This is a genomic window from Marinobacter sp. L-13 (genome assembly GCF_056857715.1).
Genome location: NZ_JBSXNQ010000031.1, coordinates 1 through 26,117, shown reverse-complemented (window position 1 = coordinate 26,117; position 26,117 = coordinate 1). Strand labels below are relative to the sequence as shown.

Below are 26,117 nucleotides of genomic sequence, written 5' to 3'. Positions count from 1 at the left end.
TTGAGCGATCTCTCTGGTATCAGTCCTTCGTTTACTCCGGGGCGCAGACCACTTCGACGTCATAATCATCGTCGTCAAAGTCGTCGTCATCGTCCTCTTCGCGGGCCGCGCGGCGCGCCTTGCGCTCGGCCTCAATACGGGCGCGAGCTTCGTCGTCCATCTGCCGGCGCCGCTCGGCTTCCCGCTCGGCAAATTCCGGATTCTGGGCCTCTTCCTCAGCCTGCTCTTCGATCCAGCGCATAACGGCCTGAGCCAGAGACTTGGTGCCCTCGCCACTGAGCGCAGAGATCCAGAAAACCGGCCCTTCCCATCCGAGCTCATCAACAATGGCCTGACAGTGAGCATCGCGATCCTCTTCTGCCACCATGTCGACCTTGTTCAGCACGAGCCATCTCGGACGGTTGGCCAGAGTTTCGCTGAACTTCTCAAGCTCATGCTCGATCGCTCTAACCGCATCGGCGGGCGACGAGCCATCGTACGGTGCCACATCCACAAGGTGCAGCAGTAGACGGGTGCGCACGAGATGCTTCAGGAAGCGGATACCCAGGCCGGCACCTTCGGCGGCACCTTCAATCAGACCCGGGATATCGGCAATCACGAAACTCTGGTGCGCCTGTACACTGACAACACCAAGATTGGGTACCAGCGTGGTAAACGGATAGTCCGCAACCTTCGGGCGAGCCGCCGACACCGAACGGATAAAGGTAGACTTGCCAGCATTGGGCATGCCCAGCAAACCCACGTCCGCCAGCACCTTCAACTCCAGCCTCAGGTTACGCAACTCGCCCTCGGAACCCTTGGTAGTCTGGCGCGGGGCGCGATTCACCGAGGATTTGAAACGGGTGTTGCCAAGACCATGAAACCCGCCCTGGGCCACCTTGAGGCGCTGGCCGGCGTGGGTCAGATCTCCCAGGACCTCATGGGTATCCATATCGACCACCGTGGTGCCGACCGGAACCGGCAGAACCAGGTCCTCGCCTTTGTTGCCGGTACAGTTGCGGCCGGAGCCCGGCTCGCCATTCTGGGCCTTGTGTTTGCGCTGGAACCGGTAGTCGATCAGCGTGTTCAGCGACTCCTCGGCTTCCAGATATACGGAACCACCATCGCCCCCGTCGCCGCCATCGGGGCCACCCTTGGGAACGTATTTTTCTCGCCGGAAGCTCAGGCAGCCGTGACCGCCCTTGCCGGCTTCCACAATGATGGTGGCTTCGTCTACGAATTTCATGAATCAACCCTTTGCGCCATGCGCATAAACTAAAAAGCCCCGCAGCCTCTAGGAAGCTTTGCGGGGCTCCGGATGGTTCTGAGCACCTGATAATATCAGGATATCAGCGCCACCCAGGGTTCGACAGAACCGGATCGCCGCTGCTTACGCAGCCGGAACGATGCTCACGAACTTACGGCTCTGCGGGCCTTTGGTTTCGAACTTCACCTGGCCGTCTGCTTTCGCAAACAGGGTGTGGTCCTTGCCAATGCCAACATTGCTACCAGCGTGGAAACGAGTGCCACGCTGACGGATGATGATGCTGCCTGCAGATACAGTCTCGCCGCCAAAGCGCTTCACACCAAGTCGTTTAGACTCGGAATCGCGACCGTTACGGGTACTACCTGCTGCCTTTTTATGAGCCATTACCAGCCTCCTTATTTAAGGGGTAATTCGAGAGCCTCAGCCCTTGATACCCGTGATCTTGACTTCAGTAAACCACTGACGGTGGCCCTGACGCTTCATGTGATGCTTACGACGACGGAACTTGATGATCTGAACCTTGTCATGACGGCCGTGGCTAACCACTTCTGCGGTCACTTTGGCACCATCAACTACCGGCGCGCCTACCTGAACCTTGTCGCCGTCGGCGATCAGCAGAACGCGATCAAACTCAACGTTACCGCCGGTTTCAACTTCCAGCTTTTCCAGCTTCAGGGTTTCGCCTTCTTTTACACGGTGCTGCTTGCCACCGCTAACAATAACTGCGTACATTCACTCGTTCTCCACGATTGACCCATCCCTGCTCTTATCCACCTGGTTCTAAGGGAGGCGCTCTGGCGACCCTATAGCAGGGAGCGCAGGTTGGGATGAGTTGGGCGCGTGATTGTACGAAAAGACGCACCGCAACACAAGCCAAGTTGACACTACCTTCGGCAATACCTAGCATTGCCGCGACCTGCCTTTAATATCAACAATCGTAACGACGATAACACCAGCAAGGGATCCACAAGCCGCATGACAGCCCAGCGCATTTACGACACCGTGGCCGACGACTTCAGCCGCGTTAATGATCTGATCATCCAGCGGCTTTCCTCAGATGTTCCCCTGGTGGAGAAAATCGCCCAGTACATCATTGAAAGCGGCGGTAAGCGCTTGAGACCGCTACTGGTTCTGCTTTCCAGCCAGGCCGCCGGCTACGAGGAAAACGACCACCTCAAGCTCGCAGCCGTGATCGAATTCCTGCACACCGCCACCCTGCTGCACGATGATGTAGTAGACACCTCGGACATGCGCCGCGGCCGAAGCACCGCCAACGCCCGCTGGGGCAACGCGCCAAGCGTTCTGGTAGGTGATTTCCTCTACGCCCGTGCTTTCGAGATGATGGTGGAGCTGAAAAGCCTGCGAATCATGGACGTTTTGTCCCACGCCACGGCGGTAATCGCCGAGGGCGAGGTTATGCAACTGATGAACGTGAAAAACCCGGACCTCACCGAAGAGCAGTACATGAAGGTCATCCACAACAAGACTGCCATGCTGTTCGAAGCCGCCTCCCACACCGGCGCACTGCTTGCCAACGCCAATGCAGAGCAGGAGCTGGGCCTGAAAGACTACGGCAAGCATCTGGGCCTGGCTTTCCAGCTGGTGGACGATGTCCTGGATTACCGCGGCGACGCCGAAGCCATGGGCAAAAACGTGGGCGACGATCTGGCTGAAGGCAAGACCACCCTGCCGCTGATCCACGCCATGAACCATGGCACCGGGGAAGAACGGCAGTTGATCCGTCAGGCCATCCGCAAGGGCGGCCTGGACGATCTGCCCCGCATCCTCGATATTGTTGAGCGCTCAGGCGCAATCGAATACACCATGGCAAAAGCGCGGGAGCAGGCGGAACTGGCCCAGACCTGCCTTCACCCCCTTCCAGACTCAGGCCATAAAGAAGCCATGGAACTGCTGACCGAGGTCGCAGTCGCGAGAGTTAGCTAAGCGACTCACGCCCGTGGGGTGAGTCAAAGTCCAGCTCCGGACCAACCGGTACTATCTGAGTCGGGTTGATGGTTCTCTGGCTTACGTAGTAGTGGCGTTTGATCTGATTAATATCCACGGTCTCCGCCACGCCTGGCACCTGGTAGAGGTCCCGAACGTAGGCAGAAAGCGCCGGGAAATCGCTGATCCGCTGGCGGTTGCACTTGAAGTGGCTGTAATACACTGCATCAAACCGGATCAACGTGGTGAACAACCGCCAGTCAGCCTCGGTCAGCCGGCCACCGACCAGATACCGTTGAGAAGACAACCGCTCCTCAAGCCAGTCGAGAGAATCAAACAACGCATTGTAGGCTTCCTCGTACTTATCCTGCGCAGTGGCAAAGCCCGCCTTGTAAACGCCATTATTAACCGTGTCGTAAACCCGGGCGTTCACAGAATCAATCTCTTCTTGCAGCTCCCCGGGATAGAAATCCAGATCGGTACGAACACCCTCAAGGCCATCAAATGCCGAATTGAACATCCGGATAATTTCGGCCGACTCGTTGCTCGCAATCGTTTCTTTCTTTTTATCCCACAAGGTCGGCACTGTTACCCGGCCAGAATATTCCGGTGCAGCCTTGGTGTAGACCTGATGCATGAAGCGGAATCCATGGAGATGGTCCCGGTGCTGCTCGCTGTCGGGCCGGAATTCCCAGCCGTTTTCAACCATGTCAGGGTGCACCACTGACACTGAAATGTGCTTCTCCAGACCTTTGAGCTTCCGGAAAATCAACGTCCGATGCGCCCAGGGGCAGGCCATTGAGACATACAGGTGATAGCGCCCGGATTCCGCCTTGAAACCGCCTTCGCCATCCGGCCCCGGCGAGCCATCGGCGGTCACCCAGTTCCGGAAACGCGCCGCTTCCCGTTCAAATTTGCCACCAGTCTTGTCGGTGTCATACCACTTGTCGTGCCATTTGCCATCAATCAGCAGGCCCATAAAGCCCTCCCGTTAAAATTCCTGAACATGATGAAATCAATACAGGCAAAATACCGGGGACCCTGCTACGCTCTCAAACAAGCATTTCTGGCCAACAACCTCAGATAATTCGAACATGCATACAGCCATCACCATTGACGCCCTCAAAGTCCTTGATGCCATTGACCGCAAAGGCAGTTTCGCCGGTGCCGCCAACGAACTGTTCCGGGTTCCCTCCGCCATCAGTTACACCGTGCAGAAGCTGGAAGAAGACCTGAATGTCGCCATTTACGACCGAACCGGTCACCGCGCCCGACTGACACCGGCCGGCCGCTACCTTTTGGAAGAGGGCCGCACACTGCTCGAGGCGGCAGAAAACCTCGCGCACACCACGCGCCAGGTCGCCCAGGGCTGGGAAACGCGGTTACGGATCGGGTTCAACTCACTGCTGCCGGCGGAATGCCTGTTTCCGGCAATCCGGGAATTCTATGAGCTGGGCGTACCGGTAGATGTACAAATCGTGGAAGAGGTCTTTGCCGGAACCTGGGATGCTCTGCAAAGCCGCCGCGTGGATCTGATCATCGGCGCCGATAATTTCAGCAAGCCAGCGGGAAACTACACAACCCAATCCCTGGGCGACATGCCGTTCGTTTTTGCCGTTGCCGCCGATCATCCCCTGGCCGATGCCGAAGCGCCGCTCTCCGAGGACGAAATCTCCCGTTATCCGGCAGCCGTCGCTGCAGACACATCAAGGTCCTTGCCCCCGGGCCACGCCGGCATATTCCACCGCCAGCGAACCTTGACGGTGGCCAACATTGACCAGAAGATCGCCATACAGGTAGCCGGCCTCGGCGTGGGATGGTTGCCAAGGGCACGAATCAGCGCAGAACTGAAGGAAGGCAAGCTGGTCATCAAGGAAGTGCAGGAATCGCGACAACCAATCAAACTGCAACTGGCCAGGCATGCCGAGGACCAGGGCAAGGCCCTGATGTGGTTTTGGGACCGACTCAGCGCGGAGGGAGCCGTTTCAGACTGGCTAACAAGCTGAAAATAAAGCAAATGGTATGACTCCAACTCGAAGTCATACCAGGCAAATGAGTCAACCGTTTGCGCGGGCACTTCGTTTATACTGCAGCTGAAACCAACGCCGAAGGGAGCTCTCTGATGCGGCAACTGTCGGAACTGGATGCCTCGTTCCTGTATCTCGAGTCGGAAACCACACCGATGCACATCGGAGGCATCTACCTCTTCGATGCTTCCGAACGGGAGAAACCGCTGGCCTTCAGCACCTTTGTCGCCTACCTTCGAAGCCGCCTGCATGTTGTGCCGGTTTTCCGGCAACGCCTGAAAGAAATTCCCCTGCGCCTGGGCCGCCCCTACTGGATTGATGACCCCGATTTCAGCATCGAGCGCCACCTTGCCTACGTTAATCTGGGCGAACACGGCCGCAAGGCAAGCCTGATGACGCTGGCCTCACGGATTCTGGAAGAACCTCTGAAAAGGGACCGCCCGCTGTGGCACATCACCTTCGTAGACGGTTTCAAACTGGACGAGCAGGACACCGGCAGTGATGGCTTCGCTTTGATCGTCAAATTGCACCACGCTGCCATCGACGCCTTCAGTGGCGAGGAGATTATTGGCAAACTACTGGAGTATACGCCCGAGCCCAGCCCGATTGCGCCACCTCGACCCTGGCAGCCCAGACCAGAACCCTCGGAAGAACGGGTCATGCTCCAGGCCGGTGCGAACATCATTCGCACGCCACTGCAGTTCACCTCTCTGGCGTTCAACGCAGCCGAGGCTACAGCCCGGGGACTGATCCAGAAGCAATTACGCAAACTGCCACTCCCGCTGCCCCTGTTTTCCGCCCCAAACAGCCCTTTCAATCGGCAGATTACGGCAAATCGGCAGATTGTCGCCCCCAGCGTGGAGCTTTCGCGCCTGAAGGCGATCAAGGCGTTTCTCGGGGACGTAACGTTGAACGATGTGGTTTTGGGCCTTTGTGCCGAGGCCCTGAAGCGCTATCTGATCAGCGAGGGCGCCAATGCCGACAAATCCCTGGTGGCAATGACACCGATTTCGGTTCGTTCCAACAGCCTACGACGAGCCACCGGGAACCAGATGTCTGCCATGCTGCTGGATCTCGCGACCGATGAAACCGATCCTGCCCAGCGGATACGGCGCATACACTGGAACGCGGTTGCCTCGGAGCCCTACCGGGAGGCTATTGCTGCAGATCGGCTGACGGAACTGCTGCCTTCAACCATGCTGGCGCTTTCCGCAAGACTTTACTCGGAATTGCAAATTGCCCAGCGTTACCAGCCGGTATTCAATCTGCCAATCACCAATGTTCCCGGACCACAGGTTCCACTGTATCTGCAGGGGGCACGCCTGGTTCAGCAATACAATACGGCGCCGCTGTTCGACAGTATGGGACTGGTTATTGTAGCGGTGAGCTATGAGGGAAGGCTGACACTGAATTTCACCACCTGCCCCGATGTGGTGGCCCACGGAGAGTCATTGCAGTCTCACGTGGATGAAAGCCTCAACGCCATTGAAGCAGCCATGGAACGGCTCGGAACAGAGGCAACCAAAGAACCCATCGCAGCCTCCCCAACACAGACCCTCGCAGATGATGCCATGACCGCGATGGAGGGGCTTCTCAAGAAAGCCCTGAAACGTTTCCGGGCCTGAACCGGACCCGGAAACGGTCAAGCAAGACTCGCTTATTCGAACGCCCAACGAAGAAACGCTTTCTTTTCCTCGTCACTCGCTGTTTCCCAAATGGTTTTCAACTGTTCAAGCGCGTTTTCAGCACTTGCCGGAGAACTCCGGCATTTCCTGCTCGGCCTCCTGACGCGACTCGGGCCGATCAAATTCGAACCCATAGGTCTCCCCGGCTTCCGCCGCTTTGGTAGCATTCTGACGAGTGCAAGACAACGGCGGGCTTCGCTGACCCACTCCGGCTTTTTCAACGCAGATCCCGATTGAGACCCAACCCGTAAAATTGTAAAAAAATGTTGAATTCGCCCCGAATTGGGTTAATTTTAAACAGATCGGCAGATATTAACGCGGCGCCCGAGAAGCAAGAACGAAAAGCGGGCAGTACAGGAGACGCCATGGACACCCATCGCAGGACCGGAGAAGAAGGGCCGGTTCCCTTTCGCAGTAGTCGATTCTTCTGCGTAGGGAGCAAATGGTACTTTACCACCCGGGAAGGGTTTGACAGTGGCCCGTTCGCTTCACGGGAGCGGGCGGAAACAGGCCTCAAACGCTTTCTGCACGTGGTCCGTATGCTGCCGGAAGAACAACAGCTTCACTGACAGGCCTTCGTGCCCGTCTAGACCATGACGGGCACCAGCCACACGTCTACTGCCCACAGGCAGATCAGGGCCATGACGCCGGCAATAACATCGTCAACCATGATACCCAAACCGCCAGGCAGGTGCTGGTCCAGCCAACTGATGGGCCACGGTTTTGCAATGTCAAAAAGCCGGAACAGAGCGAACGCCCCCAGAACCCCATAGATAGTGTCAGGGAAGAGGCCAAGGGCAATCCACATCCCGACGAATTCGTCCCAGACAATGCCGCCATGGTCGTGAACCTTCAGGTCTTCAGCGGTCTTTCCGCAGAGCCAGATACCTACGATAAAAGCAGCCAGTACCACCAGCCAGTAGCCCACGGGCGGCAACCAGGCGAAGACGTACCACAGCGGAATCGCGGCCAGGCTGCCCCAGGTACCGGGAGCCCTCGCCGTCGCGCCACTGCCAAAACCAAAAGCGAGCAAGTGTACCGGGTTCCGCAAAAAGCCCGGCGGCAGTATGACTGCAGGCGCCTCCGGCTCCGGAGTCGGGCCTTCCTGACTCATGATTCACTCCTGAAATGATCAAAACCCGCAGGTAGCACCTCCGAACTGCAGTCGGCGCCATCGAGATACAGCCCTTGCTCAGCCTCGACCGAACCGATCACGGTAAGCTGGCTCGTGAGAGAGGCCGGTGCGCGGTCCCAGTTTTCCCGGGGGAAACACAGGCACAGTTCGTAATCGTCTCCCGAACGCAATGCGTAGTCCAAAGCCTTCTCGCCCTTGAGCCTGACAAGCTCCGGCGAAAGCGGTAACCTGGCACTCTCGATCCGGGCCCCCACCCCGGAAGCATCCAGAATATGCCCAAGATCAGCCAGCAAACCATCAGAGATATCAATTCCGGCGCTGGCATACTGGCGAACCCCTGCCCCAAGAGCCAGCTTGGGGCGGGGCCGGTGGTAATGCTCCAGCACGGCGAGCATGTCAGCGGAGGGGGCAGGTTCAGAGAGATAATCAAGGGCAGCGCCAGCGTCGCCCAGGGTTCCCGACACCGCAATCAAGTCGCCGGGACGGGCGCCCGAGCGTCGAATTCCGCCCCCCTGCTCCACGGTGCCATGCACCTGCAGGCTCAAAGTAAGCGGGCCGGAGGTGGTGTCCCCACCCGCCAATTCAAGACCGAACGCCTCGCTGGCACTTCTCAGCCCTCTCGAGAAGTCTTCAAGCCACTGCTCATCCAGGGCCGGCAGGGTCAGCGCAAGAGTGAAACATTCCGGGTCGGCACCCATGGCAGCGAGATCACTGGCTGCTGCGGCGAGCGCACGCCAACCCAGGTAATCCGGGCGATAGTTTCGGGGGAAATGGACACCTTCAACAAAAGCATCCACGGAAAAGACAAGATCCCGGCCGGCGGGTATCCGCTGAATCGCGCAGTCATCCCCCGGCCCGAGAATCAGGGCTCGGGATTTCTGCCGCCCGGAGAGCGGCAGAAAGTAACGCCGAATCAGCTCGAACTCGCCCATGGGCTAGCGGGAGCGGGTCTCAGCGAGCCGAAGTCGGCCGCTCAGCTTGTCGAGGATGCTGTTGACGAACTTATGGCCCTCGGTGCCGCCGAAGCGCTTGGCCATTTCAATGCCCTCGTTGATAACCACCTTATAGGGCACATCCAGCCGATGCTTCAGCTCATAGGCCCCAAGGCGCACGATAGCCAGCTCCACCGGATCCACCTCGTGAATGGGCCGATCAAGAAAAGGCTCGATCAATTTGTCCAGCTCGCCCTGCTCACGATGGACACCACGGAGCAGATCGCGAAAATACAGCAGATCAACCTTGGTCATGTCATTGTCGACCATGAACTCGGCTTCAATGTCAGAAATCGCCGTCTTGCTGAAATGGCGCTGATAGAGCCCTTGCATGGCCAGGGCCCTGGCACGGCGTCGATCACCGGCTTTCGGTTTGCCGGACGGGGCCGGCTGCGGTGATGTACCTTCAGTGTCACTCATTACTCACCCAGCTTCTTGAAAAGGCTGACCATTTCAAGGGCGGTGATCGCCGCTTCCGCACCCTTGTTACCGGCCTTGGTGCCCGAACGCTCGATGGCCTGCTCGATGGAGTCCACTGTCAGGACACCGAAAGTCACCGGCACGTCAGTATCAAGACTGACAGCGCCAATACCACTGGAGGCTTCGCCGGCAACGTACTCGAAATGAGGCGTTCCGCCACGGATGACCGCACCCAGGGCGATAATCGCATCGTACTCGCCGGTTTCTGCAACGCGCTTGACCGCCAGGGGCATTTCATAAGCTCCCGGCACGCGAACAATGGTGACGTCATCATCGGAAATACCGTGACGGCGCAGGGTGTCCAGCGCACCCTCAACCAGGCTTTCTACAACAAAGCCGTTAAAACGGCCCACCACCAGGGCATAGCGCCCACTGCACTCGGTAAAATCACCTTCAATTACTCTGATATCTGCCATTGATGGCTCCTTCACGTGTCGCGGCATCGGGGCCACGACCGGGTTTATCATTCGGGGGTATAGGGAACGTATTCAACAACTTCCAGATCGAAACCGGAAATGGCCGAGAATTTGATCGGCGGGCTCAGCAGACGCATCTTGCCGACACCGATATCCCGGAGAATCTGGGAACCAGTGCCTACGGTGAAGTAAACGCCTGAGCTGCCCTTGCCAGAGGAGCCTTTCCCCTCATCAAAGAATTCCTGGATACGGTCTTCCAGATTGTAGCTGTCCTCGGCACTGTTCAGCAGGACAACCACGCCCTTGCCTTCCTCCGCCACTTTCTCCAATGCGTGATGTAGAGGCCAGCTACGGGAATCCTTGCGGCGGGCCCCCAGAAGATCCCGAAGGGTATCGGTGATGTGGACCCGTACAAAGGCCGGTTCGTCGGGGGAAATATCTCCCATCAACATGGCCAGATGAGTGGCTCCCTGGATGTTGTCGCGATAGGTCCGAAGTTTGAATACGCCGTACTCGGTGTCCAGGTCGTTCTCTTCCACACACTCCACGGTGCGTTCGTTCATGGTGCGGTAATGAATCAGATCGGCAATGGTGCCGATCTTGAGGTCGTGCTCTTCGGCAAACCGCTCCAGATCTTCCCGACGAGCCATCGAGCCATCGTCATTCATAATCTCGCAGATCACACCCGCCGGTTCGCAGCCGGCCAGCGCCGCAAGATCACAGGATGCTTCCGTGTGCCCGGCGCGGCTCAGCACACCGCCGGGATCAGACATCAACGGGAAAATATGGCCGGGCTGGACCAGATCACTGGCCCTGGCGTTGCGCGCCACTGCCGCCTGAACAGTACGGGCACGGTCCGCAGCCGAGATGCCAGTCGTCACGCCTACAGCGGCCTCAATGGAGAGGGTAAACTTGGTTCCGAAGCCGGAGGCGTTCTGCTGCACCATCAATGGAAGACCCAGCTGTTCGCAGCGGTCCCGGGTCATAGGCATGCAAATCAGGCCACGACCAAACCGGGCCATGAAGTTGATGGCTTCGGCCGTGCAATGCTCAGCAGCCATCACGAGATCGCCCTCATTCTCGCGATCCTCGTCATCCATCAGTATGACCATTTTGCCCTGACGGATATCTTCTATGATGTCTTCAATGCTGTTCAGTGCCATGTGGTTTTTTACCCTTGCGGCGCTCCGGCAAATGTTGGCTTCCGGAACATCCTGAGTTTATGAATTACCGGCGAGTGAGAATCAGGCGCTGATCCTCACCCACCTGACGTCGATCCAGCACGTTCCATTGTACTTTATCTGCCATGGTTTCCAGCGGCAGGTGGGCGGTCGGCCTCCCCGTACTGCCCAGGAAAACCGGCGCCTGGTAGAGCCAGAGTTCGTCGACCAGATTTTCGCTAATGAACGTTCCAGCCAGAGTCGGTCCCGCCTCCACCAGCAGCTCGTTGATACCCAGCTCCCCCAGCGAGTCCAGCAGTTCGGCCAGATCAATGCCGTTGTCTTTCCAGGCGACGCCGGTAAGGCTGATGCCCAGTGCCGCCAAATCCTGGGCCGGCGCCGTGGCCAGAGTTGATGATGCACAGAACACCTGCACATTGCCGCCCTGAAGAATATTCGCCGTGGAGGGCGTGCGCGCATCCCGGTCGGCAATTACCCGCAGCGGCTGCCTGGACGGCTCGGTGGCATCGCCAATGTCTCCGAGCTCCTCGCGACGGACTGTCAGCGAGGGATCGTCGGCGAGCACAGTACCAACACCGGTCAGGATGGCGTCGCTGATCGCTCGGAGGCGTTGGACATCCCGGCGCGACTCAGCACCGGTTATCCACTGGCTCTCGCCAGAAGCCATGGCAGTACGACCATCCAGGCTCGCTGCCATTTTCAGCCGCACCCAGGGCCGCCCGGTGTTCATGCGCTTCATGAAACCCGGATTCAGGCGAACAGCTTCTTCCGCCAGCAAGCCTTCGGTAACCTGAACGCCAGCCTCCCTCAGCATATCCAGCCCGCGTCCGGATACCGAGGGATTCGGATCCTTGGTGGCGGCATACACATGGGCAACACCGGCATCAATCAGCGCCCTGGCACAGGGCGGTGTACGACCAAAGTGGCTGCACGGCTCCAGGGTTACATAGGCTGTCGCTCCCCGGGCGTCCGGACCGGCCTGACTCAGGGCGCGGATCTCAGCGTGGGCTTCTCCGGCACGCTCATGCCAGCCCTCACCGAGTATCAGATCGCCGCGGGCAATGACACAGCCAACCCGGGGATTGGGATGGGTAGAGTACCGACCGCGCCAGGCAAGCTGGACAGCCCGCGCCATCATGGCCCTGTCGCGGTTGTCGATCATGCCTTTCCTTTCGGGGCGTGGTTATCCGCCAACGCTTTGGCGACGTCAACGGCCGCCTCACCGTTGCTTGCCGACAGCCTCTCAATCTCTTCCTTGAACTCGTTGATATCCTGGAAACTGCGATACACCGACGCGAAGCGGACATAGGCGACCTTGTCCAACTGGCGCAATTCGGTCATCACCTCCTCGCCCAGTTGCATGGATTTCACTTCCCGTTCGCCGGTCGCCCGCAAACGGTATTTGATCCGGTTCAGGGCCGCATCAATCTGCTCGATGCTAACCGGCCGCTTCTCGAGGGCCTTCATCAGCCCCGAACGCAGCTTTTCCTCATCAAACGGCTGCCGGGTGCCATCCTGCTTGACCACTCGCGGCATCACCAGCTCGGCAAACTCGAAGGTCGTGAACCGCTCCCGACAGGACAGGCATTCCCTGCGGCGACGCACCTGATCTCCCTCGGCCACCAGCCGGGAGTCAATCACCTTGGTATCTGCTTCACCACAGAAGGGACAATGCATAGTCAGGAACTCCGAAGAGGAAGCCGGGCCGAAAGTTCGGCCCGGCAGGTCATGCCTGTAGTCTAGCTATAAAACGATTAGCCGTAGACAGGAAAACGGGCGCAGAGCGCACTCACCTGTTCGCGAACCCGGCTGTTGACCGCATCATCATCCAGATTATCGAGGATATCGCAGATCCAGCCGGCCAGGTCGCGACACTCGGACTCGCCGAAACCGCGAGTGGTGATCGCCGGGGTACCAATACGCAGGCCGGAAGTGACGAACGGCGAACGGGGGTCATTGGGAACCGCGTTCTTGTTCACGGTAATGTGAGCACGACCCAATGCAGCATCGGCGTCTTTACCGGTAATGTCCTGCTTGATAAGGCTGACCAGGAACAGGTGGTTCCTGGTGCCGCCGGAAACCACATCATAGCCACGATCCACAAAAACCTGAGCCATGGCAGAGGCGTTCTTCACAACCTGCTGCTGGTAGGTCTTGAACTCTTCGCTCATGGCCTCCTTGAAGCAAACAGCCTTCGCGGCAATAACGTGCATCAGCGGGCCACCCTGGCCGCCCGGGAATACCGCAGAGTTCAGCTTCTTCTGCAGATCAGCATCATCGCAAGCCAGGATCAGACCACCACGGGGACCGCGCAGGGTCTTGTGTGTAGTCGTCGCGATCACGTGGGCATGGGGAACCGGATCCGGGTAAACGCCCGCGGCCACCAGGCCAGCCACGTGGGCCATATCGACAAACAGGTAAGCGCCCACCTTGTCGGCAATCTCACGGAAGCGGGCGAAATCCAGCTCCTGGGAGTAGGCTGAGAAGCCAGCAATAATCATTTTTGGCTTGTGCTCAAGAGCCAGCGCTTCGATCTCATCGTAGTCGAGAAGGCCAGTGTCGGTATTGATACCGTACTGCACGGCATTGTAGATCTTGCCGGAGAAGTTGACACTGGCGCCGTGAGTCAGGTGGCCACCGTGGGCGAGACTCATGCCCAGAACCGTATCACCAGGCTTGAGCAGAGCCATAAAGACAGCCGAGTTGGCCTGGGAACCAGAATGCGGCTGGACGTTGGCATAGGCAGCACCAAACAGCTCTTTGGCACGTTCAATCGCCAGGTCTTCGGCAATATCCACGAACTCGCAGCCGCCATAGTAGCGCTTGCCCGGATAGCCTTCCGCGTACTTGTTGGTCAGCACGCTGCCCTGGGCTTCCATCACTCGGGGGCTGGTGTAGTTCTCGGACGCGATCAGCTCGATGTGAGCTTCCTGGCGCTTCTCTTCCGCCTGCATGGCGTTCCAGAGTTCGTCGTCAAAGCCGGCGATTTTCATTTCACGATTAAACATGGATGCGCTGCCCCTGTGTGCTTGGCTGGCCCGGAGAGCTTTGGCGATCTCCGCAGGCTCCCTGAAAAATTGGGTCGCTATTCTATCTTACAAACGGGTGAAAAATCACCCTTTAACCGTCCGCAGATACCGGCATGCGGCCAACTCCGGTTTCTGCTCAATTGCTATCACTGGTAGGTTTCGATACCTTAGCCGGTCTACGTTCATTGGTTGCGGCTTGTGGAGTTACGGCCATCGGGTAGGGCGATCCGGGATACGCTGTGAATACATCCCTGTACGCTCGACAAAATCATCCCTGATTTTGACGATCCCGGATCGCCCTACCCGATGGCCTCAGCCAGACACCTTCAGTGATCTCGACACTCAATTCGCAAGAAGGATGCTGACAAAATGGCGCAATACGTCTACACCATGAACCGCGTGGGCAAGGTGGTCCCGCCCAAGCGCGAGATTCTGAAAGACATCTCCCTGAGCTTCTTCCCCGGCGCCAAGATCGGCGTTCTGGGCCTCAACGGTGCCGGTAAATCCACCCTGCTCCGCATTATGGCGGGCGTAGACCAGGATTACATCGGTGAAGCCCGTCCGCAGCCTGGCATCAACGTGGGCTATCTGCCCCAGGAGCCGGAGCTGGACGAAGAAAAAACCGTCAAGGAGATCGTCGACGAGGCGGTTTCCGGCGTCCACGACGCCCTGGCCGAACTGGACCAGGTGTACGCAGCCTACGCCGAACCGGATGCCGACTTTGACGCCCTGGCCAAGAAGCAGGGCGAGCTGGAGGCCTATATCCAGGCCACCGATGGCCACGACATTGAACGCAAGATGGAAGTTGCCGCGGACGCCCTGCGTCTTCCACCCTGGGATCAGAAAGTAAGCGTTCTTTCCGGTGGTGAGCGCCGCCGGGTCGCACTGTGCCGTCTGCTGCTGTCCGGCCCGGACATGCTGCTGCTGGACGAGCCCACCAACCACCTGGATGCCGAATCCGTGGCCTGGCTCGAGCGCTTCCTGCATGACTACGAAGGCACCGTGGTCGCCATCACCCACGACCGGTACTTCCTCGACAACGTCGCCGGCTGGATCCTGGAACTGGACCGTGGCCACGGCATTCCGTTTGAAGGCAATTACAGCCAGTGGCTGGAAAACAAGGAGAAGCGCCTGGAGATGGAATCCAAGCAGGAAGCCTCTCACCAGAAAGCCATCAAACAGGAACTGGAGTGGGTGCGAAGCAATGCCAAGGGCCGTCAGTCCAAGAGCAAGGCCCGTCTGGCCCGCTTTGAGGAGATGAGCTCCCAGGAATTCCAGAAGCGCAACGAAACCAACGAACTCTACATTCCGCCCGGACCTCGCCTGGGCAACAAGGTGATCGAGGTGGACGGCATCAGCAAGTCCTTCGGTGACCGCCTGCTGTATGAAGACGTGTCCTTCAGCGTACCGCCCGGTGCCATCGTGGGCATTATCGGCGGTAACGGTGCCGGCAAATCCACCCTGTTCAAGATGATTGCCGGTTTCGACAAGCCGGACTCTGGTGACATCACCGTCGGCGAAACCGTGGAACTGGCCTACGTGGACCAGATGCGTGACCTGGATGGCAGCAAAACCGTTTGGGAAGAGCTCTCCGACGGCAACGATATCATCAAGGTTGGCAATTACGAGACGCCCTCCCGGGCTTACGTAGGCCGTTTCAACTTCAAGGGCAGCGACCAGCAGAAGCGGGTTGGCGACCTGTCCGGCGGTGAGCGCAACCGCCTGCACCTGGCCAAGCTGCTGAAACAGGGCGGCAACGTGCTGCTGCTGGATGAGCCCACCAACGATCTGGACGTGGAAACCCTCCGGGCGCTGGAAGAAGCCCTGCTGAACTTCCCGGGTTCTGCCCTGGTGATCTCACACGATCGCTGGTTCCTCGACCGCGTAGCCAGCCATATTCTGGCGTTCGAAGATGATGGCGAGGTGGTGTACTTCGAAGGCAACTTCACGGAGTACGATGAGGACTTCAAGAAGCGTAAGGGCGATTCAGCCATGCAGCCCAAGCGCATGAAGTACAAGAAGCTGGCCTGATGGCGAAAACCAAAACCGCCTTTGTCTGCACCGAGTGCGGTGCAGACTATTCCAAGTGGCAGGGCCAGTGCACGGCATGCCAGGCCTGGAACACCATCAGCGAAGTCCGCGGCGTCAGCAGCAACAGCAAAGGCGCCCGCGGTGCCCGCTTTGAGGGATTCGCCGGCAGCCTATCCGAAGTTCAGAGCCTGGACGACGTCAGCCTGGCCGAGCAGCCTCGCATCAGCTCCGGCATGCAGGAGTTCGATCGGGTCCTGGGCGGCGGCCTGGTCGAAGGCTCTGCCGTACTGATGGGCGGCCATCCGGGCGCCGGCAAGAGCACACTGCTGCTACAGGCCGTCTGCCATCTTGCCGCCAGCGTCCCCGCTTTGTATGTCACCGGTGAGGAATCCCTGCAACAGGTCGCCATGCGCGCCAAACGGCTGGGCCTGCCCACCAAAGACCTGAAGATGCTGTCCGAAACCAGTGTCGAACGAGTCATGCAGGTGGCCGAGGCAGAAAAACCCCGGATTCTGGTGGTGGACAGTATTCAGGTGATGCACATGGCGGATATCGAGTCCGCCCCGGGCAGTGTCTCGCAGGTACGGGAAAGCGCCGCCTACCTCACCCGTTTCGCCAAGCAGACCGGCACCATTCTGTTTCTGGTCGGCCATGTCACCAAAGACGGCAGCCTGGCCGGCCCGAAGGTTCTGGAACACATGATCGACTGCTCTATCCTGCTGGAAGGCTCCAGCGACAGCCGTTATCGAACCCTTCGGGGGATCAAGAACCGGTTTGGTGCAGTGAACGAGTTGGGCGTGTTCGCCATGCTGGAACAGGGGCTAAAGGAAGTGAAGAACCCCAGCGCGATCTTCCTGAACCGCGGCGAAGACGCTGCCCCTGGAAGCGTGGTGATGGTGGTCTGGGAAGGTACCCGCCCGATGCTCGTGGAGATCCAGGCCCTGGTGGATATGGCTCAGGGCGGCTACCCCAGACGGGTCGCAGTTGGCCTCGATCAGAACCGGCTGGCCATGCTCCTTGCCGTATTGCACCGCCATGGCGGCATGCACGTATCCGACCAGGACGTGTTCGTGAACGTGGTTGGTGGCGTAAAAGTAAACGAAACCAGCGCCGATCTCGCGCTGCTGGCCGCCATTGTCTCCTCCTTCCGCGACCGAGCCCTACCCCAGGACCTGGTGATCTTCGGCGAAGTCGGCCTCTCCGGGGAAATCCGCCCGGTGCCCAGTGGCCAGGAGCGCATCTACGAAGCCGCCAAACACGGCTTCACGCGGGCTCTGGTACCGAAATCCAATGCCCCGCGCAAGGCCATCGACGGCATGAAGGTGATTCCCGTTACCAAACTGAGTGATGCTCTTACTGCTCTGGAAGACCTTTAAGCCTGCCATCTTCGGAGTGAACGGTCAGGTTGACTTCGGAGCTTCCAAAAACCGCTACAAGCACATCCCTGTGCGCTTGTCCTCGGCCATCCTTGGCCTCCGACATTTTTGAAAGCTCCGAAGTCAACCTGACCTGCAGGCAGCGGTGCCAAAGTCCGGCTGCAAAAGCTCTAATCAATGAGGTGGGCAAACTCTCTTTCCAGCAACGCCTGATCTCCGAGGTTAAGTTCCACTAGGCGTTTTAAGTGGGTAGCACTATCGAGATCTATGTACTGGCATTTGAAACCCAGCCGGTGCGGCTCCACGTGCCTAAGCTCTACCGCCATAACAATACCTGCCTCATGATCATTCAGATGAATAATCACTTCGCAGGGCTGCTTTAAGGGGACCTGCCAACCCTCCGGCCGCTTCACCAGAACACCTTTCAGCGAAATATCCAGCACCTCCGTCGTCCAGACGGATTCCTGGCAGTGGAGCTCACACGGCGCATCAAACTCGATCCGGTGGAACCGGCGCTTTTCTGGGGTCTTGGTGGGCAAGTGGTTACTCCTGTTTACCGGTCTTGTTTTACCTGACTATAGACCGGACAGAAGATCGCTTCCAGAGGAGTTTTTGAGCAGATATATCTCTGCAGAACAAACAAGGCTGCTGTAGGGCCCTTTCCAAAAATGTCGGAGGCCATGGAAGGCCGGAGACAAGCCACATGGACGTGCTCGTAGCGGTTTTTGGAAAGGGCCCTACAGCAGGCTAGCCCGCATATTCACAGGCTAGGAGACGCAAAAATCCAAGTCTTAGCGGTGATACTCTGGGCTCAGCTCGACCACAGCTTCAATGAACGCCTTTGCATGCTCCGGATCGACATCCGGCGTAATCCCGTGACCAAGGTTAAATATGTGCCCATTGCCGGAACCGAAGCGCTTGAGGATATCAGCCACTTCCTGCCGGATCCGCTCAGGCGGTGCATACAGCATCGCCGGATCCATGTTGCCCTGAAGGGCCACTCGATCACCAATCCGGGCCCGGGCATTACCGATATCGGTAGTCCAGTCCAGACCAACGGCATCCGCACCGGAATCGGCAATGGATTCCAGCCACTGACCGCCATTCTTGGTGAACAGAATCACCGGTACCCGGCGACCATCATTCTCGCGAATCAGACCGTCAACGATCTTCTTCATGTAGCGGAGCGAGAACTCTTCGTACGCCCAGCTGCTCAAAACGCCGCCCCAAGTATCGAAAATCTGTACAGCCTGGGCACCGGCCTTGATCTGGCCGTTGAGGTAATCAATGACCGCATCCGCCAGATGGTCCAACAGGCGATGCATCACCTCCGGCTGACCGTACATGAGCTTCTTGGCCTCCCGGAAATCCTTGGACGAGCCACCCTCAATCATATAAGTCGCCAGGGTCCAGGGGCTGCCGGAGAAACCGATCAGGGGAACGCTGCCGTTCAGGGCTCCGCGGATGGTGGAAACCGCGTTCATAACGTAGTCCAGATCCACCTCAGCGTTGATCTTCGGCAGAGCCGCAACATCGGCTTCGGAGCGGATCGTATTCCGGAATTTCGGGCCTTCGCCGGTTTCGAAGTACAGGCCAAGACCCAGAGCGTCCGGAATCGTCAGGATGTCTGAAAACAGGATCGCCGCGTCCAGTGGGAAACGTTCGAGAGGCTGCAGAGTTACCTCGCAGGCCAACGGCGTGTTCTTGCACAAGCTGAGGAAGTCGCCGGCTTTTGCCCTGGTCGCACGGTACTCCGGCAGATATCGCCCTGCCTGTCGCATCATCCAAACCGGTGTGCGGTCCACGGGCTGGCGCATCAGGGCGCGCAGGAAACGATCATTCTTCAGCTCGGTCATAGGAAATCCAGCGTGTTCTGTACAAAGGGGAAAATTGGATGGAGGCCATAATACCCGGTTTGCGGGAATAAAAAAGGGCGGCTTTCCCTTAGGAAACCGCCCTTCTCATCAGGATCAACCGTGCAATCAGATATCCAGGTAATCCATGATGCCTTCGGCAGCCTGACGGCCTTCCCAGATAGCGGTTACGACCAGATCCGAACCGCGGACCATGTCCCCGCCCGCAAAGATTTTCTCGTTGCTGGTCTGGAACATGAACTCTGCGCCTTCCGGAGCAGTTACCCGGCCCGAATCGTCGGTATTCACTTTCAGCTCATCGAACCAGTCGGCCGGGCTCGGACGGAAACCGAAGGCGACCAGAACCGCGTCCGCAGGAATAACCTCCTCGCTACCCGGGACCACTTCCGGACGGCGACGACCATTTTCGTCCGGATCGCCCAGACGGGTCTGAACCACCTTCACACCCTCAACCCGGTCTTCACCAATAATGGCGATGGGCTGACGATTGAAGAGGAACTTAACGCCCTCTTCCTTGGCGTTGGCCACTTCCCGGCGAGAACCCGGCATGTTGGCTTCGTCCCGGCGGTAGGCACAGGTGACGCTCTCGGCCTGCTGACGGATCGAGGTGCGGTTGCAGTCCATCGCCGTATCGCCGCCACCGAGGACAACAACCCGCTTGCCTTTCATGTCAATGAAGTCTGCTTCGTCTTTCTCGAAGCCGAGACGACGGTTGACGTTCGAAACGAGGAACGGCAGTGCATCGTACACGCCCGGCAGGTTCTCACCCGGGAAACCTCCCTTCATGTAGGTGTAGGTGCCCATGCCCATGAAAACGGCATCGTACTCGTCAATGATCTCCTGCAGCTGAACGTCCTTGCCCACCTCGGTAGACAGGCGGAATTCCACGCCCATCTCCTCGAACACCTTGCGGCGACGGGTCATAACGGATTTTTCCAGCTTGAACTCGGGAATGCCGAAGGTCAGCAGGCCACCGATTTCCGGATAGATATCGAATACAACCGGCTTGACGCCATTGCGAACCAGAACGTCCGCGCAGCCCAGACCCGCAGGCCCAGCGCCGATGACTGCAACCTTCTTGTCTGTCCACTTCACGGCGGACATATCCGGTTTCCAGCCCAGGGCAAAGGCGGTGTCGGTAATGTACTTCTCGACAGACCCGATGGTAACCGCACCGTACCCGTCGTTCAGCGTGCAGGCACCTTCACACAGGCGATCCTGCGGACAAACCCGGCCGCAAACTTCAGGCAGGGAGTTGGTCTGGTGACACAACTCGACGGCCCGCATGATATTGCCTTCGGAAACCAGCTTGAGCCAGTTCGGAATATAGTTGTGAACCGGGCACTTCCACTCGCAATAGGGGTTACCACACTCAAGACAGCGATGGGACTGGGACGCCGCGTTATCTGCTGTGAAGGGGTGGTAAATTTCACCAAACTCTTTCTTCCGCTTCTTGGCCGGGACCTTTTTCGGGTCGACACGTCCAACCTCGACAAACTGGAAGTCATTACTCAGTCGTTCTTTCATCTGGATGCTCTCATCAACTCGATTTCGACAAGGGCGGCAGCCAGGCTGCTCGCCCCAAACCCTCTCAGCCTCTTATTCCGGACGCGCCCGGGTGCTGGCCAGCAGACTGCGCAGATTCGCAGCCTTGGGTTTCACCAGCCAGAAGCGGCCAATGTAGTCGTCGAAATTCTCAAGAATGTGCTCTGCCCACTCACTGCCGGTTTCCGAGATATGCTCCCGGATTACACCACGCAGGTGATTGCGGTAGGACTCCATGTCCTCGCTGGAAATCCGCTGAATTTCCACCAGCTCGTGGTTGTATTTGTCCACGAACGTGTTGTTGATATCCATGACGTAAGCAAAGCCACCGGTCATACCAGCACCGAAGTTGTGGCCAGTAGAGCCCAGCACCGTCACCAGACCACCGGTCATGTATTCACAGCAATGGTCTCCGGCGCCTTCCACAACGGCATGGGCACCGGAATTACGAACTGCAAATCGCTCACCCGCGGTTCCGGCAGCAAAGAGTTTGCCGCCGGTTGCGCCGTAGAGACAGGTATTGCCGACGATAGAGGTTTCCTGGGTCTTGAACGCGCTGCCGCGGGGCGGCTTCACAACCAGCTTGCCACCGGTCATGCCCTTACCGACGTAGTCGTTGGCGTCCCCTTCAAGGATCAGGTTGAGACCACCCACGTTCCAGACACCAAAACTCTGGCCAGCGGTACCGGTCAGGTCCAGGGTGATCGGTGCATCCACCATACCCTGGTTACCATGGATCTGGGCGATTTCGCCAGAGAGGCGGGCGCCAATAGAGCGATCACAGTTGGTGACTCGATAGGACCACGCGCCTCCACTCTTCTCTTTGATCGCCGCAGCGGTATCCTGAACCATCTGTTCCGCGAGCCTGCCCTCATCAAACGGGTGATTCCGTTCGACCTGACAGGTCTGCGGCTTGTCTGCAGGAATATGGTCGTTAGACAGCAGGCGACTCAGATCCAGTTTCTTCTGACGTTCGGTATCACCGGGCAGGCGCTCCAGCAGGTCAACGCGACCCACAAGCTCTTCCAGGGTACGCACGCCCAGCTTGGCCATCCACTCCCGGGTCTCTTCGGCCACGAAGCGGAAGAAATTCATCGCCATTTCCACCGTGCCCTTGAAGTGCTCTTCACGGAGGTGGTCGTTCTGTGTAGCCACACCGGTCGCGCAGTTATTCAGGTGACAGATACGCAGGTATTTACAACCCAGCGCAACCATCGGGGTGGTACCAAAACCGAAGCTCTCGGCACCAAGGATCGCGCCCTTTACCACGTCCAGACCTGTTTTCAGGCCGCCATCAGTCTGCAGGCGAATCTTGCCACGCAGGTCATTGGCTCGCAGCGCCTGCTGGGTTTCGGTAAGCCCCAGCTCCCAGGGAGAACCGGCGTAGCGGATCGACGTCAGCGGGCTCGCCGCTGTACCGCCATCGTACCCGGACACCGTGATCAGGTCGGCGTACGCCTTAGCCACACCTGCGGCAATCGTACCGACGCCGGGCTCAGAGACCAGCTTCACAGACACCAGAGCCTGCGGATTGACCTGTTTGAGGTCGAAAATCAGCTGGGCCAGATCCTCGATGGAATAGATATCGTGATGCGGCGGCGGTGAAATCAGCGTTACGCCCGGGACCGAATAACGCAGGCGGGCGATCAGTTCATTGACCTTGCCACCGGGCAACTGGCCGCCTTCGCCCGGCTTGGCACCTTGGGCCACCTTGATCTGCATGACATCCGCACTACGCAGATATTCGGCTGTAACGCCAAAACGTCCGGACGCGATCTGTTTGATTTTCGAGCGTTTTTCAGTGCCATAGCGAGCGGGATCTTCACCGCCCTCGCCCGAATTAGACCGGCTGCCCAGGGTATTCATGGCCACCGCCAAGGCTTCGTGGGCCTCGGGTGACAGGGCACCAAGTGACATACCGGCCGAATCAAAGCGGGTGAAGATGTTTTCAACCGGCTCTACTTCCGAAATATCAATCGGCTTGATGTCTTTCCGGAAGACAAGAAGGTCACGGAGCGTCGCAACCGGACGCTCGTTAACCAGACCCGCGTATTCCTTGTAGTGGCCATAGTCGCCGCTGGTCACCGCCTCCTGGAGCTTACCGACCACATCCGGGTTAAAGGCATGATACTCCTGGCCATGGACGTACTTCAGAAGACCGCCCTGAATGATGGGCTTGCGCGGCTTCCAGGCCACGGACGCCAATTGCTCCTGGTCCTGCTGGAAATCGTAGAACCCGGCACCCTGGATTCGGCTGGGCACACCCTTGAAGCACAGGTCAACGACATCATCGGCCAGACCGACCGCCTCAAACAGCTGGGCGCCACGATAGGAAGTGATGGTGGAAATTCCCATCTTCGACAGTATCTTCAGCAACCCTTTGTTGATGCCCTTCCGGTAGTTATTCTTGGCATCAATCGGATCCATCAGCAGTTCGCCGGTACGGATCAGGTCGTTCAGAACCTGGTAAGCCAGGTACGGATAGACCGCTGTTGCACCAAAACCGAAGAGCACGGCGAAATGATGGGGATCGCGAGCCCAACCGGTTTCAACAACGATGTTGGAATCGCAACGCAGTCCTTTCTTGACCAGATGGTGGTGGACCGCACCGGTTGCCATCAGGGCATTGACCGGCAGTTCACCTTCCTTCAAATCTTTGTCGGTGAGGATCAGCAGCACCTTACCATCCCGGACGGCCTGTTCCGCTTCCTCACAAACCTGGCGAATCGCCTGCTCCAATCCCTGTTCCGGGCGGTAGCTCATGGAAATACGCGCGACCTCGAAACCCGGGCGCTCATTGTTGGCAATCTTGAGGAACTTGGCAGGCGACAGAACCGGTGTCGTCAGAATAATGCGGTCTGCGTGATCGGCGGTTTCCTCGAATACGTTGCGCTCGGCACCCAGACAGGTCTCCAGGGACATGACAATCGACTCACGCAGAGGGTCAATCGCCGGGTTGGTCACCTGGGCGAACTTCTGCCGGAAGTAGTCCGCCACGTGGCGTACCTTGCTCGAGAGCACGGCCATTGGGGTATCGTCGCCCATTGATCCAACCGCTTCCTGGCCGTTCTCCGCAAGCGGACGCAATACCTGGTCACGCTCTTCGAAGGAGACCATGAACATCTTCTGGTGCACCAGAAGCTCGCCGGAATCCATCAGCCTGAAATCCGGGGTGTCCTGATTCAGAGTGGTCTCGACGCGGAGAGCGTTTTCCCGCAGCCAGCGCTTGTAAGGCTGAGCGGTCTTGAGACGCTGATCAATGTCCTTGGTGTGCAGGACTTCACCGGACTCTGTGTCGATCGCCAGCATCTGACCCGGTCCGACACGGCCTTTGGCTACCACATCGTCCGGCTGATAACCGTAAGTTCCGATCTCTGAGGCCAGCGTGATGAAATCATCCTTGGTGATGACCCACCGGGCCGGGCGCAGACCATTCCGGTCGAGCATACAGACGGCATAGCGGCCGTCCGACATGACCAGACCGGCAGGACCATCCCAAGGCTCCATGTGCATGGAGTTGTACTCGTAAAACGCACGCAGCTCTGAATCCATGCTGTCGACATTCTGCCAGGCTGGCGGAATCATCATGCGGACCGCGCGGAACAGGTCAACACCGCCGGCAAGCAGCACTTCCAGCATGTTGTCCATGCTTGAGGAGTCAGAACCGGTGAGGTTCACCAGAGGCTGCAGGGTCTGCAGATCTGGCAATTCCGGAGAGCTGAACTTGGCGGCCCGGGCGATGGCCCAGTTACGGTTGCCGTCGATGGTGTTGATCTCACCGTTGTGAGCCAGATACCGGAACGGCTGGGCCAGCGGCCAGCGTGGCATGGTGTTGGTGGAGAACCGCTGATGGAAAACACAGATGGCGGTCTCGAGATCGGGGTCACCCAGATCCTTGTAGAAGTTGGCCAGATCTGCCGGCATCATCAGGCCTTTATAGGCCAGGGTGCGGTGTGACAGGCTACAGATGTAGAACTCGGGATCGTCGGCCATATCGCTTTCGGCGTGGCGACGGCCCACGAACAGACTGATCGCAAAATCACGCTCCGCCTTGCCACCAGGCACCACGAAGACCTGCTCGATACGGGGCAGGCAATCAAGCGCCATAGGACCGAGACAGCTGTCATCGACCGGCACTTCGCGCCAGCCGAGAATCTCCAGGCCCTGCTCGGTCAACCGTTTCTCGATGGCCGCACGACCAGCCGAAGCCTTGGCTTCGTCGGGGTTCAGGAAGACCTGGCCGACAGCAAAAAGATCACCCGGCTCCTTACCAAACGCTGCCTTGGCGGCTTTTTTCAGAAAGCCATCCGGGCTCTGGATCAGAAGGCCACAACCATCGCCGGTCTTTCCGTCTGCAGCGATACCACCTCGGTGGGTCATGCAGGTCAGAGACTCGATGGCAGTTTGCAACAACTTGTGGCTGGCCTCGCCCTTCATGTGGGCAATCAGACCGAATCCGCAGTTGTCCCTGAATTCATCGGGATGATACAAACCTGTCATCATAAGCGTTCTCTCGCGTAGAAATGCTTTTCAATCAAAGAGTTAATTGGCGCACAGCCAAACAACCACCCTTCGACACTGAAAATGGGGGCTGGCTATTTTACACACGTAGAAATACGTACTCAAATCGGCGTGACGTTATTGTGGGAAGCCGAAACCGGGATTACCAGTCGACAAGGTTATGGAACAACGAGTTAGCGCCGAAACAGCGGCGCTATAAATTGTCGACCGGACGCACCCAGGGTGACCTGGAAGCCAGCTCCTCTGGCAAACCAGCTGCCGCGGCATTTGCCGCCTCCCGGGTAGGAAACTCCCCATAGAATACCATAAACCAGGGCTGGCCTTGCCTTTCCCCGCGGGTGTAGACCAGATCACCAAGCTGTGAATAGCGGGAAATAACGTTCAGAGCAGTCTGTTCGAGATTGCCGGCCACCAGTTGAATGGTCCAGCCTCCACGCGCCCGAACCTGATCAATCGCCGAAAAATACGCCGGGTTTGCTGGAGTGAAGCTCGGCGCGGCCTCTGGCTCTGGCTCTGGCTCTGGCTCTGGCTCTGGCTCTGGCTCTGGCTCTGGCTCTGGCTCTGGCTCTGGCTCTGGCTCTGGCTCTGGCTCTGGCTCTGGCTCTGGCTCTGGCTCTGGCTCTGGCTCTGGCTCT

The 26,117-nt window shown here is 58.4% G+C and carries 23 protein-coding genes; 6 read left to right on the top strand and 17 right to left on the bottom strand.

What is annotated here, in order from left to right:
* Positions 1-31: 31 nt before the first annotated feature.
* From cgtA to rplU, 3 genes are all read right to left on the bottom strand, one after another.
* Positions 32-1,225, bottom strand: coding sequence for an Obg family GTPase CgtA (cgtA, locus tag AC13DD_RS02120; RefSeq protein WP_482930781.1), 1,194 nt, complete (start codon positions 1,223-1,225; stop codon positions 32-34).
* Between the two features lie 144 nt (positions 1,226-1,369).
* The gene (gene rpmA, locus AC13DD_RS02115; RefSeq protein WP_008170742.1) at positions 1,370-1,630 is read right to left on the bottom strand and encodes a 50S ribosomal protein L27; all 261 of its coding nucleotides are present in this window, start codon (positions 1,628-1,630) and stop codon (positions 1,370-1,372) included.
* Between the two features lie 36 nt (positions 1,631-1,666).
* On the bottom strand, positions 1,667-1,978 hold the full coding sequence (gene rplU, locus AC13DD_RS02110; protein WP_008170744.1) for a 50S ribosomal protein L21: 312 nt from the start codon (positions 1,976-1,978) through the stop codon (positions 1,667-1,669).
* Positions 1,979-2,221: 243 nt separating this feature from the next.
* Here rplU and ispB point away from each other — a divergent pair, with 243 nt between their 5' ends.
* Positions 2,222-3,190 (top strand): octaprenyl diphosphate synthase, encoded by a 969-nt coding sequence (gene ispB / locus AC13DD_RS02105; protein WP_008170746.1) that lies wholly within the window; start codon positions 2,222-2,224, stop codon positions 3,188-3,190.
* Here the strand turns inward: ispB and AC13DD_RS02100 are convergent.
* On the bottom strand, positions 3,183-4,169 hold the full coding sequence (locus AC13DD_RS02100; protein ID WP_008170748.1) for a glutathione S-transferase family protein: 987 nt from the start codon (positions 4,167-4,169) through the stop codon (positions 3,183-3,185). The genes ispB and AC13DD_RS02100 overlap by 8 nt on opposite strands.
* Before the next feature lie 115 nt (positions 4,170-4,284).
* On the opposite strand from AC13DD_RS02100, the gene AC13DD_RS02095 reads away from it, so the two are divergent.
* The 3 genes from AC13DD_RS02095 to AC13DD_RS02085 all read left to right on the top strand — a co-directional run bounded on the left by AC13DD_RS02095 (position 4,285) and on the right by AC13DD_RS02085 (position 7,471).
* Positions 4,285-5,196, top strand: a complete 912-nt coding sequence (locus AC13DD_RS02095) for a LysR substrate-binding domain-containing protein (protein WP_008170750.1) — start codon at positions 4,285-4,287, stop codon at positions 5,194-5,196.
* Positions 5,197-5,312: 116 nt separating this feature from the next.
* Complete coding sequence (locus tag AC13DD_RS02090) at positions 5,313-6,842, top strand: WS/DGAT/MGAT family O-acyltransferase (protein WP_008170752.1); 1,530 nt, start codon at positions 5,313-5,315, stop codon at positions 6,840-6,842.
* A 425-nt stretch (positions 6,843-7,267) separates the two neighbouring features.
* Entirely contained in the window at positions 7,268-7,471 is a 204-nt protein-coding gene (locus AC13DD_RS02085; RefSeq protein WP_008170755.1) for a DUF6316 family protein, read from the top strand.
* A gap of 17 nt (positions 7,472-7,488) precedes the next feature.
* On the opposite strand, the gene AC13DD_RS02080 is transcribed toward AC13DD_RS02085, so the two are convergent.
* From AC13DD_RS02080 to glyA, 8 genes are all read right to left on the bottom strand, one after another.
* Positions 7,489-8,016, bottom strand: a complete 528-nt coding sequence (locus AC13DD_RS02080; protein WP_273018495.1) for a phosphatidylglycerophosphatase A family protein — start codon at positions 8,014-8,016, stop codon at positions 7,489-7,491.
* A complete protein-coding gene (thiL, locus tag AC13DD_RS02075) occupies positions 8,013-8,969 on the bottom strand; it encodes a thiamine-phosphate kinase (RefSeq protein WP_273070332.1) in 957 nt (318 codons plus the stop codon). Before thiL ends, AC13DD_RS02080 begins: the two co-directional genes overlap by 4 nt.
* Before the next feature lie 3 nt (positions 8,970-8,972).
* The gene (nusB, locus tag AC13DD_RS02070; protein ID WP_202348066.1) at positions 8,973-9,449 is read right to left on the bottom strand and encodes a transcription antitermination factor NusB; all 477 of its coding nucleotides are present in this window, start codon (positions 9,447-9,449) and stop codon (positions 8,973-8,975) included.
* Positions 9,449-9,925, bottom strand: a complete 477-nt coding sequence (ribH, locus tag AC13DD_RS02065; protein ID WP_273070336.1) for a 6,7-dimethyl-8-ribityllumazine synthase — start codon at positions 9,923-9,925, stop codon at positions 9,449-9,451. The genes nusB and ribH overlap by 1 nt, the downstream gene beginning before the upstream one ends.
* A 47-nt stretch (positions 9,926-9,972) precedes the next feature.
* Entirely contained in the window at positions 9,973-11,088 is a 1,116-nt protein-coding gene (ribBA, locus tag AC13DD_RS02060; RefSeq protein WP_008170765.1) for a bifunctional 3,4-dihydroxy-2-butanone-4-phosphate synthase/GTP cyclohydrolase II, read from the bottom strand.
* Positions 11,089-11,152: 64 nt separating this feature from the next.
* Positions 11,153-12,268 carry a bifunctional diaminohydroxyphosphoribosylaminopyrimidine deaminase/5-amino-6-(5-phosphoribosylamino)uracil reductase RibD gene (gene ribD / locus AC13DD_RS02055; RefSeq protein WP_273070339.1) on the bottom strand — a complete coding sequence of 372 codons (1,116 nt, stop codon included), beginning with the start codon at positions 12,266-12,268 and terminating at the stop codon, positions 11,153-11,155.
* Positions 12,265-12,783, bottom strand: coding sequence for a transcriptional regulator NrdR (gene nrdR / locus AC13DD_RS02050; protein ID WP_273070340.1), 519 nt, complete (start codon positions 12,781-12,783; stop codon positions 12,265-12,267). Before nrdR ends, ribD begins: the two co-directional genes overlap by 4 nt.
* 77 nt (positions 12,784-12,860) lie before the next feature.
* The gene (gene glyA, locus AC13DD_RS02045; protein WP_273070341.1) at positions 12,861-14,114 is read right to left on the bottom strand and encodes a serine hydroxymethyltransferase; all 1,254 of its coding nucleotides are present in this window, start codon (positions 14,112-14,114) and stop codon (positions 12,861-12,863) included.
* A gap of 390 nt (positions 14,115-14,504) precedes the next feature.
* On the opposite strand from glyA, the gene ettA reads away from it, so the two are divergent.
* Positions 14,505-16,166: an energy-dependent translational throttle protein EttA gene (gene ettA, locus AC13DD_RS02040; protein ID WP_104323167.1), complete on the top strand. Its 1,662-nt coding sequence runs from the start codon at positions 14,505-14,507 to the stop codon at positions 16,164-16,166.
* Positions 16,166-17,542, top strand: a complete 1,377-nt coding sequence (gene radA, locus AC13DD_RS02035) for a DNA repair protein RadA (RefSeq protein WP_482901766.1) — start codon at positions 16,166-16,168, stop codon at positions 17,540-17,542. The genes ettA and radA overlap by 1 nt, the downstream gene beginning before the upstream one ends.
* Before the next feature lie 170 nt (positions 17,543-17,712).
* On the opposite strand, the gene AC13DD_RS02030 is transcribed toward radA, so the two are convergent.
* The 5 genes from AC13DD_RS02030 to AC13DD_RS02010 all read right to left on the bottom strand — a co-directional run.
* Positions 17,713-18,081 (bottom strand): PilZ domain-containing protein, encoded by a 369-nt coding sequence (locus AC13DD_RS02030; RefSeq protein WP_008170777.1) that lies wholly within the window; start codon positions 18,079-18,081, stop codon positions 17,713-17,715.
* A 252-nt stretch (positions 18,082-18,333) separates the two neighbouring features.
* Positions 18,334-19,398 carry a uroporphyrinogen decarboxylase gene (hemE, locus tag AC13DD_RS02025; protein WP_482930780.1) on the bottom strand — a complete coding sequence of 355 codons (1,065 nt, stop codon included), beginning with the start codon at positions 19,396-19,398 and terminating at the stop codon, positions 18,334-18,336.
* 126 nt (positions 19,399-19,524) lie between these two features.
* Complete coding sequence (locus tag AC13DD_RS02020; RefSeq protein ID WP_008170781.1) at positions 19,525-20,943, bottom strand: FAD-dependent oxidoreductase; 1,419 nt, start codon at positions 20,941-20,943, stop codon at positions 19,525-19,527.
* Positions 20,944-21,015: 72 nt separating this feature from the next.
* Positions 21,016-25,464, bottom strand: coding sequence for a glutamate synthase large subunit (gltB, locus tag AC13DD_RS02015; protein WP_092032981.1), 4,449 nt, complete (start codon positions 25,462-25,464; stop codon positions 21,016-21,018).
* A 211-nt stretch (positions 25,465-25,675) separates the two neighbouring features.
* Positions 25,676-26,117 (bottom strand): SPOR domain-containing protein (locus AC13DD_RS02010; protein WP_482930779.1); only part of this gene is annotated, 442 nt, incomplete at its 5' end.

Bases quoted from the DNA above. Each gene is read 5' to 3' on its own strand.
- cgtA (WP_482930781.1), bottom strand. From the start codon at position 1,225: ATGAAATTCGTAGACGAAGCCACCATCATTGTGGAAGCCGGCAAGGGC.
- rpmA (WP_008170742.1), bottom strand. From the start codon at position 1,630: ATGGCTCATAAAAAGGCAGCAGGTAGTACCCGTAACGGTCGCGATTCC.
- rplU (WP_008170744.1), bottom strand. From the start codon at position 1,978: ATGTACGCAGTTATTGTTAGCGGTGGCAAGCAGCACCGTGTAAAAGAA.
- ispB (WP_008170746.1), top strand. From the start codon at position 2,222: ATGACAGCCCAGCGCATTTACGACACCGTGGCCGACGACTTCAGCCGC.
- AC13DD_RS02100 (WP_008170748.1), bottom strand. From the start codon at position 4,169: ATGGGCCTGCTGATTGATGGCAAATGGCACGACAAGTGGTATGACACC.
- AC13DD_RS02095 (WP_008170750.1), top strand. From the start codon at position 4,285: ATGCATACAGCCATCACCATTGACGCCCTCAAAGTCCTTGATGCCATT.
- AC13DD_RS02090 (WP_008170752.1), top strand. From the start codon at position 5,313: ATGCGGCAACTGTCGGAACTGGATGCCTCGTTCCTGTATCTCGAGTCG.
- AC13DD_RS02085 (WP_008170755.1), top strand. From the start codon at position 7,268: ATGGACACCCATCGCAGGACCGGAGAAGAAGGGCCGGTTCCCTTTCGC.
- AC13DD_RS02080 (WP_273018495.1), bottom strand. From the start codon at position 8,016: ATGAGTCAGGAAGGCCCGACTCCGGAGCCGGAGGCGCCTGCAGTCATA.
- thiL (WP_273070332.1), bottom strand. From the start codon at position 8,969: ATGGGCGAGTTCGAGCTGATTCGGCGTTACTTTCTGCCGCTCTCCGGG.
- nusB (WP_202348066.1), bottom strand. From the start codon at position 9,449: ATGAGTGACACTGAAGGTACATCACCGCAGCCGGCCCCGTCCGGCAAA.
- ribH (WP_273070336.1), bottom strand. From the start codon at position 9,925: ATGGCAGATATCAGAGTAATTGAAGGTGATTTTACCGAGTGCAGTGGG.
- ribBA (WP_008170765.1), bottom strand. From the start codon at position 11,088: ATGGCACTGAACAGCATTGAAGACATCATAGAAGATATCCGTCAGGGC.
- ribD (WP_273070339.1), bottom strand. From the start codon at position 12,268: ATGATCGACAACCGCGACAGGGCCATGATGGCGCGGGCTGTCCAGCTT.
- nrdR (WP_273070340.1), bottom strand. From the start codon at position 12,783: ATGCATTGTCCCTTCTGTGGTGAAGCAGATACCAAGGTGATTGACTCC.
- glyA (WP_273070341.1), bottom strand. From the start codon at position 14,114: ATGTTTAATCGTGAAATGAAAATCGCCGGCTTTGACGACGAACTCTGG.
- ettA (WP_104323167.1), top strand. From the start codon at position 14,505: ATGGCGCAATACGTCTACACCATGAACCGCGTGGGCAAGGTGGTCCCG.
- radA (WP_482901766.1), top strand. From the start codon at position 16,166: ATGGCGAAAACCAAAACCGCCTTTGTCTGCACCGAGTGCGGTGCAGAC.
- hemE (WP_482930780.1), bottom strand. From the start codon at position 19,398: ATGACCGAGCTGAAGAATGATCGTTTCCTGCGCGCCCTGATGCGCCAG.
- AC13DD_RS02020 (WP_008170781.1), bottom strand. From the start codon at position 20,943: ATGAAAGAACGACTGAGTAATGACTTCCAGTTTGTCGAGGTTGGACGT.
- gltB (WP_092032981.1), bottom strand. From the start codon at position 25,464: ATGATGACAGGTTTGTATCATCCCGATGAATTCAGGGACAACTGCGGA.